This is a genomic window from Leptolyngbya sp. ST-U4 (genome assembly GCF_039962215.1).
Classification (GTDB): Bacteria; Cyanobacteriota; Cyanobacteriia; order Elainellales; family Elainellaceae; genus Leptolyngbya_A.
Window position 1 is genome coordinate 180,325 of record NZ_JAMPKZ010000006.1, and the last position, 12,399, is coordinate 192,723.

Consider the following 12,399-nt stretch of genomic DNA (forward strand, 5'->3'; position numbering starts at 1 on the left):
TATTTTTTCTATAGTGAGGGAAGTGAGACTTCGTTCTACTTTCACCAGAACTGCTTTCACTCAAAGCGGCTTAGTCAAAATAGAAAAGCGTCACCAGTTTGCGCTGTTCTTCCGCATCGCTGCACGTTTTTAGCAGTGTATGACTGTCGTGAAACGCAAAGCAAATTAACTGCTGACAGCGCGAAATAATTTCCTGATTACAAATCGCACTCGCCTCGCCAAGCGGGAGATGATCGTTAACAGGGTTCGCGACGAGATGAATCACCTGCTCTAGCTGTTCTCGCGATTCACGCGGCTGCTTATCTAGGCTCTGCGGCAGAATAACCGTTAGCAGATTAGGGTCGGCTCGCATTGCCCCCCGAATTGCAGCAGAGTTTGTTCCTGTTGCCCCTGAGGTGAGGAGATGATTCCCTGATAGCACCAGAGCATAGCTCATTAACTCAATCAGGTTTTGATGGGTAATCGGAACGTGGCGAGAGCCGAGTAATGCAATCCGCTTTGAGCCAGTTTGCTGAATCGCAGCTAGCTCCTGCAAGAATTCATCAACTTTAGGAATATCGATAGATTGACTCAAAAGACGTATCTTGACAAACAACCTCGATATTCTAGCAGGTGTCAGTAATTTTCAAAATTAGGACAACTACAGAAACCCAGTCAAAAGCCACAGGCTTAGATCAGCCTCCTGAATCAGCCAGGTTTGCTTTTTGGTTAGCCCGACGATCGCCTAAAAGTAAAAGTTTCCTCCAGTGGATTACTGCTTGGCGAACACTCCGATTCAGCTTGAACTGCCCTTACCGGCGGCGTCGAATTTGTAACCGAAAACGCGCTGTGGGCGATCGAAGCAGGCTGTTGTGATGAAGAGATATCAGACGTGAGAACTTCAGCAGACGCACACAGAAAAAAGATAAAGCTAATACTGCCTAAACGGACCCGATCGCCATCATTGAGAAGAACAGGCTGACGAATTGGTTCACCGTTGACAAATGTTCCATTTCTGCTGCCTAGATCGGTCAAGTAAAAGCCCTTCTGCGCCACATACTCGATCGCCGCATGAGCACGAGAAAGCTGCCGATCAGCAATTGGAATTGCCGACTGCTGGGGACTCCGACCAATTCGCCACTGATGTTCGGGCTGAAGCAGGGCTTGGGTTTTGCCCAGAAGATTGGTCACAAGATGCGGCTGACCCAGCACTACTCCTTGAACGTAGGGCAGCTTTACACTTCCCAAAGCTCTGCTCGTTTCAAGACTAAGAATATCGTCTAGCAGTTCTCGGCGGTATTCATACAGCCTGCAAAACACCTGATACAGCCCTAACTTTTGCTGTAAATCACTATCCTCATAAGTGTCCATAAACTCGGAGCTATAGGACATCCATTGATGTGAGCTGACCATAGCGTGACAGGTAATATGAATGAATAGAATGGAAAAAAGCCAGAGATTTTGCGAATTAAGAGAATCAGCAGCTAAACAGAATGCCGATTTGCGGATTGGTCGCTTTGCCTTAAGGAACAGACGAAGACAAATCGCGGATCAGCAAAATACTAGATTCAGCACAATTGCAGCACACTGACAGCCTTCACTTAACTCTAGTAAAAACTGACTCCAGTGAGAAGTGCTGCAAAGCTTGAAACCTGATAGATTGCAGCAGATGATATTCACCCATTGCCTTAGATTACCCATTTTTCTAGATTAGGAGTTTCAGCGATCGATTCAGAACCGCGAAATTACTGGACGTTAATAATAGTAACGAATTTATGAAGAAATCCAGGCGCAGGGCGAGCAAGCTGCACCAATCTGCCTGAACCGCTCAAGCCTTATTCTTTCCGGCAAACGCCTTATCCTGGCAAGCTTGCTGAAGCTGGAGCGGTTGCTTCACAGTTCCCCGAAGGGGTTAATCATTCCTGAAGAAAATCGAGCAGTTCGCGGTTTACGGTTTGTGGGGCTTCCTGCTGAATCCAGTGCCCACAGTGCGAGAGAAACTTAAGCTTGATTGGAGCCGTCACCAGCCGTTCAATGCCTTCGGTCAGCTTTTCACTAAACAGGAAATCATCTTCACCCCACAAAATCAGGGTTGGAGCAGAAATCGGGGTTGGGGCATGGCTCCATTGATTCCACCAGGTTTGCGGCGAAAACAGGTGACGATAGTGATTCAAAACGGCTGTCAGCGCACCGGGTTTTTCCAGCGCAGCCTGGTAGAGATCGGTATCCTGGCTGGTAAACGCGCTCTTACGCACCGCCTGACCCTGAAACAGGTTTTTGACAATCGACTTCAGATTAGAGCGAATAAACCATTCGGGCAGCGTGGGAATTTGCAGTGCCAGCAGATACCAGCTTCGGCGAATTTGATCGGCATTGCCAACCAATTCCTGCACAAACCGCTGGGGATGAGGTGCATTGAGTACCGCTAGTCGTTGCGTCAAATTGGGAAAGCGATGGGCAAAATGCCAGGCGATCGTGCCGCCCCAGCTATGTCCGACCACATGAGCACTGCGATAGCCAAGGTTTTCAATCAAGCCACGAATATCAGCCGTCAGCGTATCGAGATCGTATCCGGTCGCTGGCTTATCAGAGTCATTGCAGCCGCGCAGATCAGGCACGACAACCTTAAAGTGTTTTGCCAGTGCCGGAATCTGATGCCGCCAGGAATACCAGAACTCTGGAAACCCGTGCAGCAGAATTACCAGATCTCCTTCGCCCTGCGTCACACAGTGAAGGCGAATATTATTAGTCTCGACAAAAGCGTGCTGCCATCCTGATTCGATCGCAGTCATAGGAGGAGAATTTGACCTGAAGAATTGGTATGTAATTGGTATCTATAGATACGCTAGCACGAAAAATTTGTGTCTACAGATACATCCCGATTTCTACTGACTGGTGTAAATTCCGCGTTTGCGAAGCTGCTGCACAAAGAATTCTTCCAGCGAAGGACGCGCCAGATTCATGCTGATCAGATCTGCCTGCATCAGCTTCAGGCTCGCCAAAAAATCCTGTGGGTCGCCGCGTAGGTGTCCCAGCCAATTGCCTTCGACCAGTTCGACATCGGGCAACCACTGCCGCAGAATTTCTGGATTGCCGTCGCGCACCCGAACCTGGTATAGATCGGCGTTTCCGAGCAGCTCCTGAAGTGAACCGATACAGAGCAGTTCCCCTCGTGCCAGAATCGCAACTCGATCGCAAATTTTCTCCACATCCGAGAGAATATGACTGTTAAAGAAGATGGTTTTTCCCTGCGACTTGAGAGAAAGAATAATTTCACGAATCTGATAGCGTCCCAGCGGATCGAGTCCTGACATTGGCTCATCCAGAAACACCACTTCTGGATCATTAATTAACGCCTGCGCCATCCCGACCCGCTGCAACATTCCCTTGGAATAATGGCGCAACTGTTTTTTTCGCGCTGAGGACTGCGCCAAGCCCACTAGATCGAGCAGTTGTGGAATGCGCTGACGCTGCACGGATTTAGGAATGCGAAACAGACCCGCCGCATATTCCAGAAATTCCCATCCGGTTAGATAGTCATAAAAGTAAGCGTTTTCCGGCAAATAGCCAACGCGCTGCTTGGCGGATCGATCGCCCAGCGGTTTGCCCAGCAGTTGCCCCGTGCCCGAAGTCGGACGAATAATGCCCAGCAGCGTTTTTAGCAGCGTGGTTTTGCCCGCGCCGTTTTGCCCCAGCAGCCCAAAGGTTTCGCCCCGAAAGACCTGTAGCGAACAGTCTTGCAGCGTCACCACCTTTTGATTCAGCCAGAACCCGGTGCGATAAACCTTTCTGAGGGCGATCGTTTCGACAACAGCAGAACGATCCATCTCGCTGAATGCAGATTCAGTAGGTTGAACAGTCGATTCAAAAACAACAGACATGGGATTATTGCGGCATCTCTCCTGAGGTTGCCCCTATTTTGCCCGCTTTTATGTCAGTCTAGAGCATACCCAGGTCAAGAAATATTGAGAATCCAGTGAGGGCAGTATGGATCGATCGAAGCTTGTTGCCATTATTACGGGCGTAATTGCTCTAATGATCAGCATTGCCTATTTGTTGCTGGTGCAGTTCCTCGATTTTCGTGGCGAGATGGTTCCGGCTCCGCTGGATATGTCTGCGCTGCTAACTCCAGACTGTTATTTGTCATTTTTGTCATTTCCTGTTCGTCCTTTGTAAGTAGCCGATTAGCCCATCGTTTCCAAGCAGCCGACTATAAACAGTCCACTACAAGCAGCCGATGCCAGGGACGAATAACCAACCACAGCACTCACGCATGCTCTAATTTTGTCTACCGACTTAATTGCAGTCTGAGGGCAGATAAAACTCGCTCAAATGCAGTACCACTTCGCCAAAGTCAGGAACCCAGGCAACCCACTCCTCAGCTGAAGCCTGACAAAGCAGCATTGCCTCATCGTGGCTAAACAGACTCAAGGATTTCGTCAGCCGCACCCAGGTTGAAGGCGCAAAATCTGTGGGGAAATTAGGCTGATGATAGAGAGAAAGGGGAATTTCAGCGATCGCACATTCCAGATTGGGATTCATAAAATTGCCCCCGATTCAACCATGCAATAAAACTTCTGTATTCAATGCTACAAAATTTTAGCGGCGGATTGTGGAATGTTTTATATCTTTACTCGGGTTGGCTTATCGTTTTGTCCATTCTTTTGTCAGACATCCGATGGAATTCGGGAAAGAGACTGGTAGGATGCAAAGGGCGATGGAGTGCCAACCTTCAGACATTTCTTTAGAGACTTCAGTAAATTTTTCAATGACTTCATATGGAGCATGAAGCTGCTTCTTCTGCCATTTCTGTTGTCGCCCCTGGCTTAGATTCAAGTTCTGAGGGCATCCGTTCCACCGTCAAGGTCACTATCCTGGGCGCGGGAGTTTGGGGCAGGGCGCTATCAACGCTGGTGGCTCAAAAAGGGTATCCGGTTCAGCTCTGGTCGCGCCAGGGAAAACTCAGCTTGCCAGAAGCCGTCTCAGAGGCAAAGGTAATCATCTCCGCAGTTTCGATGAAGGGAATTCCAGAGACGATCGCTCGTTTAAAGTCTCTTACCCTGCCTTCCGATGCAGTCCTGGTGAGTGCGACAAAAGGCTTGGATCCCGCAACCCGGCAAACTGCTTCTCAGCTCTGGCAAACCGCTTTTCCAGATCATTCGATCGTCGTGCTTTCCGGTCCCAATCTGTCTGAAGAGATCCAACAGGGATTGCCTGCCGCAACAGTGGTTGCTAGCGAGAATGCATCGGCGGCGCAGCAGGTGCAGATTATCTTTTCGTCTGATCGTTTTCGGGTGTACACCAATGATGATCCGCTAGGGACTGAACTGGGTGGCACGCTAAAAAATGTCATTGCGATCGCGGCTGGGGTTTGCGACGGTTTGAAGCTGGGCACAAATGCGCGATCGGCACTGATTACGCGGGCACTGGCAGAGCTAATCCGGGTGGGCGTGCATCTGGGAGCGAAACCAGAAACATTTTTTGGTTTATCTGGATTGGGCGACTTGCTGGCAACCTGTACGAGTGCGCTGAGCCGCAACTATCGCGTGGGCTATGGGCTGGCGCAGGGTAAATCGCTGGCGAACATTCTGGATGAAATCCACAGCACTGCTGAAGGAGTGAATACGGCGAACGTGTTGATAGATCTAGCCGATCGCGAACGAATTGCTGTTCCCGTGTCTTATCAAGTGTATTTGCTGCTGAACGGCAAGATTACACCCCAAGAGGCGATCGTTGCGCTGATGGAACGCGATTTAAAATCGGAGACAGTCAATATTCAGGGCACAATCTAACTGTTTAACAATTTAACTGTTTAGCTATGAGTTAAATTTTGAGTCGGTTCGCCGCTCGTCGCTCAAGCTACACTTTTTAAGGCAGTTCATTCGATCGTCCCTGTGCGCTTCGATATCATTACTCTCTTTCCTGATTTTTTTGCTTCGCCGCTTTGCTCTGGCTTATTGGGTAAGGCATTGGCGAAGCAAATTGCGTCTGTGCATTTAACGAATCCGCGCGACTTTACGACCGATAAGCACCATAAGGTCGATGATGAACCCTACGGTGGGGGCGTGGGAATGCTGATGAAGCCAGAGCCAATTTTTGCGGCGATCGAGTCTTTGCCCGTGCTGCCCCGACGAGAGGTGATTTTGCTGACGCCTCAAGGCAAAACGATGAATCAGAAGATGTTTCAGTCGTTTGCCGCGAACTGTGATCAGCTCGTGTTCGTCTGCGGACATTACGAAGGCGTGGATGAGCGAGTGCTGCATCTGGTGACGCGGGAAGTGTCGCTGGGTGATTTTGTGCTGACTTGCGGCGAGATTCCTGCCCTCACTTTACTCAATGGCGTGATTCGCCTACTGCCGGGAACGGTAGGCAAAGAAGAATCGCTGAAGCTGGAAAGCTTTGAAGCTGGGCTGCTCGATTATCCGCAATACACCCGTCCGGCAGAGTTTCGCGGCTGGAAAGTTCCTGAGGTTCTGCTGTCGGGAAATCATCAGGCGATCGACCAGTGGCGCAAACAGCAGCAGATTGAGCGAACCCGCGATCGTCGCCCTGACCTTTGGGAGAAGTGGCAGGCAGAAAAAGAACAAGGGGCAGATCCCTAGTTCGAAACAAAACCCTAAACAAAACATAATCCACGTCATAACGGCTTTCGATTGCCCCACGCCGCTAGCCGCGTTTTCTACAATGTAAAAAGCAGGTAACATTAATTGAGTTACCCTAACAAAGCGGCGAGAATCATCGTGTTTGTCCTCAACGGCTACGAATATTTCCTCGGCTTTCTGCTGATCTGTGGTCTTGTACCCGTCCTGGCGATCGGCACCTCCTACATCGTTGCACCCAAGCGCAAAGGGGTTGAACGACGCACCACGTACGAATCCGGCATGGAGCCGATCGGTGCAGCCTGGATTCAGTTCAACATTCGCTACTATATGTTCGCGCTGGTGTTCGTAATCTTCGATGTTGAAACGGTTTTTCTGTATCCCTGGGCAGTCGCCTTCAGTCAGCTCGGACTCCTCGCCTTTGTTGAAGCCCTGATCTTCATTGCAATTCTGGTCGTTGCTCTCGTGTATGCCTGGCGCAAAGGAGCCCTCGAATGGTCATGATTCCTTCTCCAGAAAACTCGGCTGCCCAACTGCTTAACCCGGTGGGACAGTCTGAAGTCACCCAAGCTCTTTCTGAAAACGTCATTCTCACTACCGTTGAGGATCTGCACAACTGGGCACGTCTTTCCAGTTTGTGGCCTATGCTGTACGGCACAGCTTGCTGCTTTATTGAATTTGCCGCCCTGATCGGTTCCCGCTTCGACTTCGATCGCTTTGGTCTGGTGCCGCGTTCCAGCCCTCGTCAGGCAGATTTGATCATCACCGCAGGCACAATCACGATGAAAATGGCTCCGGCTCTGGTGCGCCTCTATGAGCAGATGCCAGACCCGAAATATGTGATCGCAATGGGAGCCTGCACGATTACGGGTGGAATGTTTAGCACCGATTCACCTTCTGCCGTCCGTGGAGTTGACAAGCTGATTCCGGTGGATGTTTATATTCCGGGTTGCCCGCCCCGCCCTGAGGCAATTATTGATGCGATCGTCAAATTGCGGAAAAAGATTGCAAATGAAGGACTCGCCGATCGGACGCAGGCTGCCCAAACGCACCGCTTTTACAGCGTTTCCCATAAAATGAAGCCTGCATCTGAAATCCACACCGGAAAATATCTCCAGGCTGAAACTCGTCAGGCTCCGCCTAAGGAACTGATGGAAGCAATGGGAATGCCAATTCCGACTGCGCTTGAAGCAGCAACTCAACCGGAGGAAGTAAGCCGTGGCTGAAGAAAACCAAACTGAACAAACTACGCAAATCGTTGAAGCCGGGAAAATCTCGCGCTGGTTGACCGAAAACGGATTCGACCATGAAGTAATGGAACCCGATCGGGCTGGCGTTGAAGTCGTTAGAGTCGATCGCGAATTCCTGCTGCCGTTTTGCACCGCGCTGTATGCCTACGGATTCAATTATCTGCGCTGTCAGTGCGGCTATGATACTGGACCGGGCGGCGAGTTGGTGAGCGTCTACGACCTGACTAAGCTGAGCGACAATGCCGATCGCCCTGAGGAAATTCGGGTCAAGGTATTCGTCCCCCGTGAAGATCCGCGCGTGCCCTCAGTGTACTGGGTCTGGAAAGCCGCAGACTGGCAGGAACGGGAAACCTACGACATGTACGGCATTGTCTATGAAGGACACCCCGACCTGAAGCGACTGCTGATGCCAGAGGACTGGGTTGGCTTTCCGCTCCGCAAGGACTACATTTCGCCAGACTTTTACGAGCTGCAAGACGCTTACTAACCTACCTTCAAATCAGATTCAAACACGATCAAGTGGGTTTAATCGCCCACTTTTTTATTGCTGCCCTCACCCTAAATTCCTCTCCCAGGGCTGTCTACCTTGTATGCCTGCGTTCTATCAGCGTTCTAGGTTTTGCAGCCCTTCTAAATTCCCTAATTCAGGAGGACTTTGAACATGGGATCAGGCTCGGTGCCTCTAGAATCAGCACTCAGGAAATCAGCGTGAAATCGCTAGCAGTTAATAGTCCGTGATCAGCCTTCTTTAATGAATTTGCGTCGGTCAGCCTGGCAAAATGTCCGCCTGTGCCAAATCCGGCTGCTCCCCGATTTGCGTTATAGAACAGTCGATCGCTGCGGCTGTTATAAACGATCGCTGCTCGACTCCGTGCTGCTTGGCGATCGGTATTCACAACTTCAAAGCCCTTCTGGATAAACTGGCGACGGGACACTTTGCTCAATGCGGCAAAAGTTGTGGTATCAAGAACAATTTTGTCCTGTCGGTGCGTGAAGCCCTGGATTTGATCCACTCCTGCAGCTGCCCGATCGAACTTTGCATCGGTATTAAACAGATAAGAATCTCTGCCCCTACCGCCATTGAGAATGTCGCTGCCCGCATCCCCAGAGAGGCGATCGGCTCCCTGCCCCCCGGTTAAGCTATCGTCACCAAAGCCGCCGAACAGAAGGTCATCGCCCATGTCTCCCAGCAGCACATCATTGCTACCCTCGCCATAAAGCGTGTCGCTATCAGAGTTGCCATTAAGCCAATCGTTTCCCTCGCCTGCATAGATTGTGTCGTTGCCTGTATCACCACTTAGCGTATCGTCGCCCAGTTCGCCGAATAGTCGATCGTTTCCGGCACCAGCGTTTAGCAGGTCATTGCCATCTGCTGCGAAGAGCTGATCGTCGCCTGCGCCCCCGTCGAGCTGATCGTTCCCGCCTTCGCCAAACAGTTCGTCGTTGCCCTCTCCCCCCAGCAGGCGATCGTCTTCACTACCTGCAAACAGCTTGTCGTTTCCGGCATCCCCGTTGAGCAGGTCGCTGCCAAACTCACCAAACAGCTCATCATCACCATTTCCGCCGTTGAGCGTGTCGTTGCCCTGGCTGCCGAACAGCTTGTCGCCATCATCTCCCCCAGACAGCTCATCGTTGCCGTCCTCACCAAACAGCATATCTTGCCCCGCCCCGCCGAGGATCTGGTCGTCTCCTGCACTGCCAAACAGTTCATCGTTACCTGAACCACCCTCCAGCGTATCGTTGCCTGAGTTGCCGTTTAAGAAATCATTTCCTTCATCGCCAGAAAGCCGATCGTCGCCCTCGCCACCCAACAGGCGATCGTTGCCCAACTGCCCAAACATCGAGTCGTTATCGCTATCGCCATAAAGCAAGTCGTCGTCTTCGTTGCCATTGAGCACATCTTGACCGTCGCCGCCGTACAGCTCATCATTGCCCGTCCCTGCTGATAAGGTATCGTTTCCCTTCTCGCCATAGAGCTTGTCTGCGCCCGCATCACCGCTCAGTTCATCATTGCCATCGCCGCCATAGAGCTTATCAATTCCTGCACTGCCAGCAAGCACATCATTACCGTTTTCGCCTTGCAGTTCATCGTCACCATCGCCGCCAGAAATACTGTCATTGCCCTCACCACCAAAGGCAGTGTCGATTCCTGCCCCCCCTGTGATCACGTCATCGCCTGACCCACCACTGAGAAAATCATTGCCGTCATCCCCGTTCAGCGTGTCGTTTCCGTCTACGCCGTACAGCTCATCATCTCCAGTGCCGCCGCTGAGAAAATCATTGCCCCCTGCGCCCATGATTCCTTGATCACTGCCGCCATACAGCTTGTCGTTACCTGCTCCCCCTAAAAGCGAATCGTCCCCAACCTCGCCATAGAGCAAATCATCCCCATCGCCGCCATTCAGCGAATCATTACCTACCCCACCAAACAGCTCATCGGCTTCTGTACCACCAGAGAGGGTGTCATCGCCCGCATCGCCGAACAGCTCATCCCTGCCCGCATCGCCCTGAATTCGATCGTTGTCCAGTCCGCCGAAAATTTGGTCATCCCCATCAGCACCAGAAAGATTGTCGTTACCGGCTTCGCCAAAGATTCTGTTTGTTTCAGCCGTTCCGACTAGCGTGTCGTCTCCCGGTGTCCCGTAAAAATCAGCCACTACTTTTGCCCCATACCATCTCGCAACTTCTTGCGGCAGTACATCCTGATCGATCCGACGGCAACTTGCAACAGCAGTACTATCCTCAAAGCTCTAGCTCTGAAGATAAGCAAAACACCGTTTGCCGCTCTACTTGACCATCCTAACGATCGACTCCTGCGATTCAGGTGAAGGAGGGCTATAGTTCAAACGATGGGGAATAAAGGAACGGTGAAATTATTTCTAAGCAGGATTGTTGCCCTGGCTCATGCGAAGCTTTGCCTCTTTCTCAAACCACTGCACCACCTGGGGAACGGTTAAGGATTCGATCGCCGTTCCAGCTTCGGCGGCTATCTGCCGCAGCGGCTTCAGGGAAGATAGCATGATGCGCGAGAAGAAAGTGAGAAACGAGCCGTCGCTATCAACTGCCTCCTGGATCGCGTCGTCTTGAGCAATCCAGTCTTCAATCTGTTCAGGCGTGACGGATTCGACCGACTGTCCTGTGCTTTCGGTAATTTTCTTCAGCGTTCGCAGCGAGTAGAGTGCCACCCGCGTCACAAACTTGTCCTGGGTAGTGAGCAAAGCGCGATCGACCTCGGTGACTTCTTCGACGGTGAGGAATTCGATCGGGGCTGGCTGGGAACTAAACATGAAGTCGTTTCCTTAAATTACTTCTCCTGGATTAAATAGCCGCAGCGATGCTCGCCGTTGACGATCCAGTGGGTTCGCTCGACTTTGCTACCCTCCAGCGCAAGCTGAAACATTTCTAGCTCATGCCCGCAGACGCTCGGGAAGGACTCAGCGATTTGAGAAATCGCGCAGTTGTACTCGGTAATCACATAGCGGGGAGCAGCATTCTTCTCGTCAGGCTGAGCATAGTGCCACTCTGCCATATAGCCTTCTGCCTGCCGCAATTCCACCAGTTTTGCCACTCGCTCTTGCAGCGAACCTTGCCCCACGCGATCGCGATACTCCAGTGCTTTGCGCTCCCACTGTTTCCGCAAAATTTTGCTGACCTGCTCTTTGCCCACTGTTTCCGCCAGGGTATCCAGCAGCGAGACGGCAAATTCTCCGTAGCGCTCGGGCAACTGATCCCGTCCCTTATGGCTGAGCTGATATTGATAGTTGGGGCGACCCATCCCTGCCTGGATTACCTGATGCTCGATCAGTCCTGCATCTTCCAGATCCTTCAGGTGTTTGCGGATTGCTTGGGGACTAATGCTAAGATGTTCAGCCAATTCTTGAGCAGTGGCTTGTCCCTGCTTTAATAGATGATGCAGGATATCCTGCTTGGTCGAGGGTTGCTGCGCGGCTGTCATCGGTTTCCCCGTGATCCTCAGCGATCGGTCAGGACTGATTTACTTTTTGTCCGAAAACAAATTGTCAAAGACAAAGCTGCCAAAAGACATCCTGAGTGGCAGCAACATGTCAAGGAAACAAAATGTAAAAAAAGTCCTGCTTGACTTTGACAACTTTCTCGTTGCTAAAGTAGTTTACAATAGAGATAAGCAACTCAGAGGTTGTTTTAATTATAGAAGCTATCTGTTGTTCTGTCGCCCCTTCCTATGAGTACAACCGCGAACCCCAACCAGGCATCGGACAAGAACCTCGAGCTGATGAGGAGTTTTTCCGAGAGTTACGCCAAGCGAACTGGAACTTACTTCTGTGTTGACCCAGGCGTAACTGCTGTGGTCATTGAAGGGTTAGCCAAACACAAAGATGAGCTGGGTGCGCCGCTCTGTCCCTGTCGCCACTACGAAGACAAAGAGGCAGAAGCCGCCGCTGCTTTTTGGAACTGTCCCTGTGTGCCCATGCGTGAACGCAAAGAATGCCACTGTATGCTGTTCCTCACGCCGGATAACGATTTCGCCGGACAGCAGCAGGAGATCTCGATCGACGAGATTCGCAAAGTTACTGATCAGTATTAATCAGCAT

Annotated in this window: 15 protein-coding genes; 7 read left to right on the forward strand and 8 right to left on the reverse strand. The window is 51.2% G+C overall.

Annotation, left to right across the window (positions count from 1 at the left end; genetic code table 11):
• Window positions 1-70: 70 nt before the first annotated feature.
• The 4 genes from NDA02_RS12445 to NDA02_RS12460 form a co-directional block, all read right to left on the reverse strand.
• Window positions 71-574 (reverse strand): DNA recombination-mediator protein A, encoded by a 504-nt coding sequence (locus NDA02_RS12445; protein WP_348247041.1) that lies wholly within the window; start codon window positions 572-574, stop codon window positions 71-73.
• 134 nt (window positions 575-708) lie between these two features.
• Window positions 709-1,392, reverse strand: a complete 684-nt coding sequence (locus tag NDA02_RS12450) for an FHA domain-containing protein (RefSeq protein ID WP_190792986.1) — start codon at window positions 1,390-1,392, stop codon at window positions 709-711.
• Between the two features lie 503 nt (window positions 1,393-1,895).
• Window positions 1,896-2,771 (reverse strand): alpha/beta hydrolase, encoded by an 876-nt coding sequence (locus tag NDA02_RS12455; protein ID WP_190792985.1) that lies wholly within the window; start codon window positions 2,769-2,771, stop codon window positions 1,896-1,898.
• Window positions 2,772-2,864: 93 nt separating this feature from the next.
• The gene (locus NDA02_RS12460) at window positions 2,865-3,806 is read right to left on the reverse strand and encodes an ABC transporter ATP-binding protein (RefSeq protein WP_242067436.1); all 942 of its coding nucleotides are present in this window, start codon (window positions 3,804-3,806) and stop codon (window positions 2,865-2,867) included.
• A gap of 160 nt (window positions 3,807-3,966) precedes the next feature.
• Between NDA02_RS12460 and NDA02_RS12465 the strand changes: the two genes are divergently transcribed.
• Window positions 3,967-4,155 carry a hypothetical protein gene (locus NDA02_RS12465; RefSeq protein ID WP_348247043.1) on the forward strand — a complete coding sequence of 63 codons (189 nt, stop codon included), beginning with the start codon at window positions 3,967-3,969 and terminating at the stop codon, window positions 4,153-4,155.
• Window positions 4,156-4,275: 120 nt separating this feature from the next.
• On the opposite strand, the gene NDA02_RS12470 is transcribed toward NDA02_RS12465, so the two are convergent.
• The gene (locus NDA02_RS12470) at window positions 4,276-4,521 is read right to left on the reverse strand and encodes a hypothetical protein (RefSeq protein WP_190792982.1); all 246 of its coding nucleotides are present in this window, start codon (window positions 4,519-4,521) and stop codon (window positions 4,276-4,278) included.
• A gap of 236 nt (window positions 4,522-4,757) precedes the next feature.
• Between NDA02_RS12470 and NDA02_RS12475 the strand changes: the two genes are divergently transcribed.
• The 5 genes from NDA02_RS12475 to NDA02_RS12495 all read left to right on the forward strand — a co-directional run bounded on the left by NDA02_RS12475 (window position 4,758) and on the right by NDA02_RS12495 (window position 8,315).
• Window positions 4,758-5,771 (forward strand): NAD(P)H-dependent glycerol-3-phosphate dehydrogenase, encoded by a 1,014-nt coding sequence (locus NDA02_RS12475; protein WP_348255041.1) that lies wholly within the window; start codon window positions 4,758-4,760, stop codon window positions 5,769-5,771.
• 102 nt (window positions 5,772-5,873) lie between these two features.
• Complete coding sequence (gene trmD / locus NDA02_RS12480) at window positions 5,874-6,581, forward strand: tRNA (guanosine(37)-N1)-methyltransferase TrmD (RefSeq protein ID WP_190792980.1); 708 nt, start codon at window positions 5,874-5,876, stop codon at window positions 6,579-6,581.
• Window positions 6,582-6,719: 138 nt separating this feature from the next.
• The gene (ndhC, locus tag NDA02_RS12485) at window positions 6,720-7,082 is read left to right on the forward strand and encodes a photosynthetic/respiratory NAD(P)H-quinone oxidoreductase subunit C (RefSeq protein WP_190792992.1); all 363 of its coding nucleotides are present in this window, start codon (window positions 6,720-6,722) and stop codon (window positions 7,080-7,082) included.
• Complete coding sequence (locus NDA02_RS12490; RefSeq protein ID WP_190792979.1) at window positions 7,073-7,804, forward strand: NADH dehydrogenase subunit K; 732 nt, start codon at window positions 7,073-7,075, stop codon at window positions 7,802-7,804. The genes ndhC and NDA02_RS12490 overlap by 10 nt, the downstream gene beginning before the upstream one ends.
• A complete protein-coding gene (locus tag NDA02_RS12495; RefSeq protein ID WP_190792978.1) occupies window positions 7,797-8,315 on the forward strand; it encodes an NAD(P)H-quinone oxidoreductase subunit J in 519 nt (172 codons plus the stop codon). The genes NDA02_RS12490 and NDA02_RS12495 overlap by 8 nt, the downstream gene beginning before the upstream one ends.
• 208 nt (window positions 8,316-8,523) lie before the next feature.
• Here the strand turns inward: NDA02_RS12495 and NDA02_RS12500 are convergent, their stop codons facing one another.
• The 3 genes from NDA02_RS12500 to sufR all read right to left on the reverse strand — a co-directional run bounded on the left by NDA02_RS12500 (window position 8,524) and on the right by sufR (window position 11,783).
• Window positions 8,524-10,485 carry a calcium-binding protein gene (locus tag NDA02_RS12500; protein WP_190792977.1) on the reverse strand — a complete coding sequence of 654 codons (1,962 nt, stop codon included), beginning with the start codon at window positions 10,483-10,485 and terminating at the stop codon, window positions 8,524-8,526.
• Between the two features lie 222 nt (window positions 10,486-10,707).
• On the reverse strand, window positions 10,708-11,115 hold the full coding sequence (locus tag NDA02_RS12505) for a hypothetical protein (RefSeq protein WP_190792976.1): 408 nt from the start codon (window positions 11,113-11,115) through the stop codon (window positions 10,708-10,710).
• Between the two features lie 17 nt (window positions 11,116-11,132).
• A complete protein-coding gene (sufR, locus tag NDA02_RS12510; RefSeq protein ID WP_190792975.1) occupies window positions 11,133-11,783 on the reverse strand; it encodes an iron-sulfur cluster biosynthesis transcriptional regulator SufR in 651 nt (216 codons plus the stop codon).
• Between the two features lie 246 nt (window positions 11,784-12,029).
• On the opposite strand from sufR, the gene NDA02_RS12515 reads away from it, so the two are divergent.
• Entirely contained in the window at window positions 12,030-12,392 is a 363-nt protein-coding gene (locus NDA02_RS12515; RefSeq protein WP_190792974.1) for a ferredoxin-thioredoxin reductase catalytic domain-containing protein, read from the forward strand.
• Window positions 12,393-12,399 lie beyond the last annotated feature (7 nt).

Coding starts and splice junctions, on each gene's coding strand:
- NDA02_RS12450 (WP_190792986.1), bottom strand. CDS start 1,392: ATGGTCAGCTCACATCAATGGATGTCCTATAGCTCCGAGTTTATGGAC.
- NDA02_RS12455 (WP_190792985.1), bottom strand. CDS start 2,771: ATGACTGCGATCGAATCAGGATGGCAGCACGCTTTTGTCGAGACTAAT.
- NDA02_RS12460 (WP_242067436.1), bottom strand. CDS start 3,806: ATGGATCGTTCTGCTGTTGTCGAAACGATCGCCCTCAGAAAGGTTTAT.
- NDA02_RS12465 (WP_348247043.1), top strand. CDS start 3,967: ATGGATCGATCGAAGCTTGTTGCCATTATTACGGGCGTAATTGCTCTA.
- NDA02_RS12470 (WP_190792982.1), bottom strand. CDS start 4,521: ATGAATCCCAATCTGGAATGTGCGATCGCTGAAATTCCCCTTTCTCTC.
- NDA02_RS12475 (WP_348255041.1), top strand. CDS start 4,758: ATGGAGCATGAAGCTGCTTCTTCTGCCATTTCTGTTGTCGCCCCTGGC.
- NDA02_RS12490 (WP_190792979.1), top strand. CDS start 7,073: ATGGTCATGATTCCTTCTCCAGAAAACTCGGCTGCCCAACTGCTTAAC.
- NDA02_RS12505 (WP_190792976.1), bottom strand. CDS start 11,115: ATGTTTAGTTCCCAGCCAGCCCCGATCGAATTCCTCACCGTCGAAGAA.
- sufR (WP_190792975.1), bottom strand. CDS start 11,783: ATGACAGCCGCGCAGCAACCCTCGACCAAGCAGGATATCCTGCATCAT.
- NDA02_RS12515 (WP_190792974.1), top strand. CDS start 12,030: ATGAGTACAACCGCGAACCCCAACCAGGCATCGGACAAGAACCTCGAG.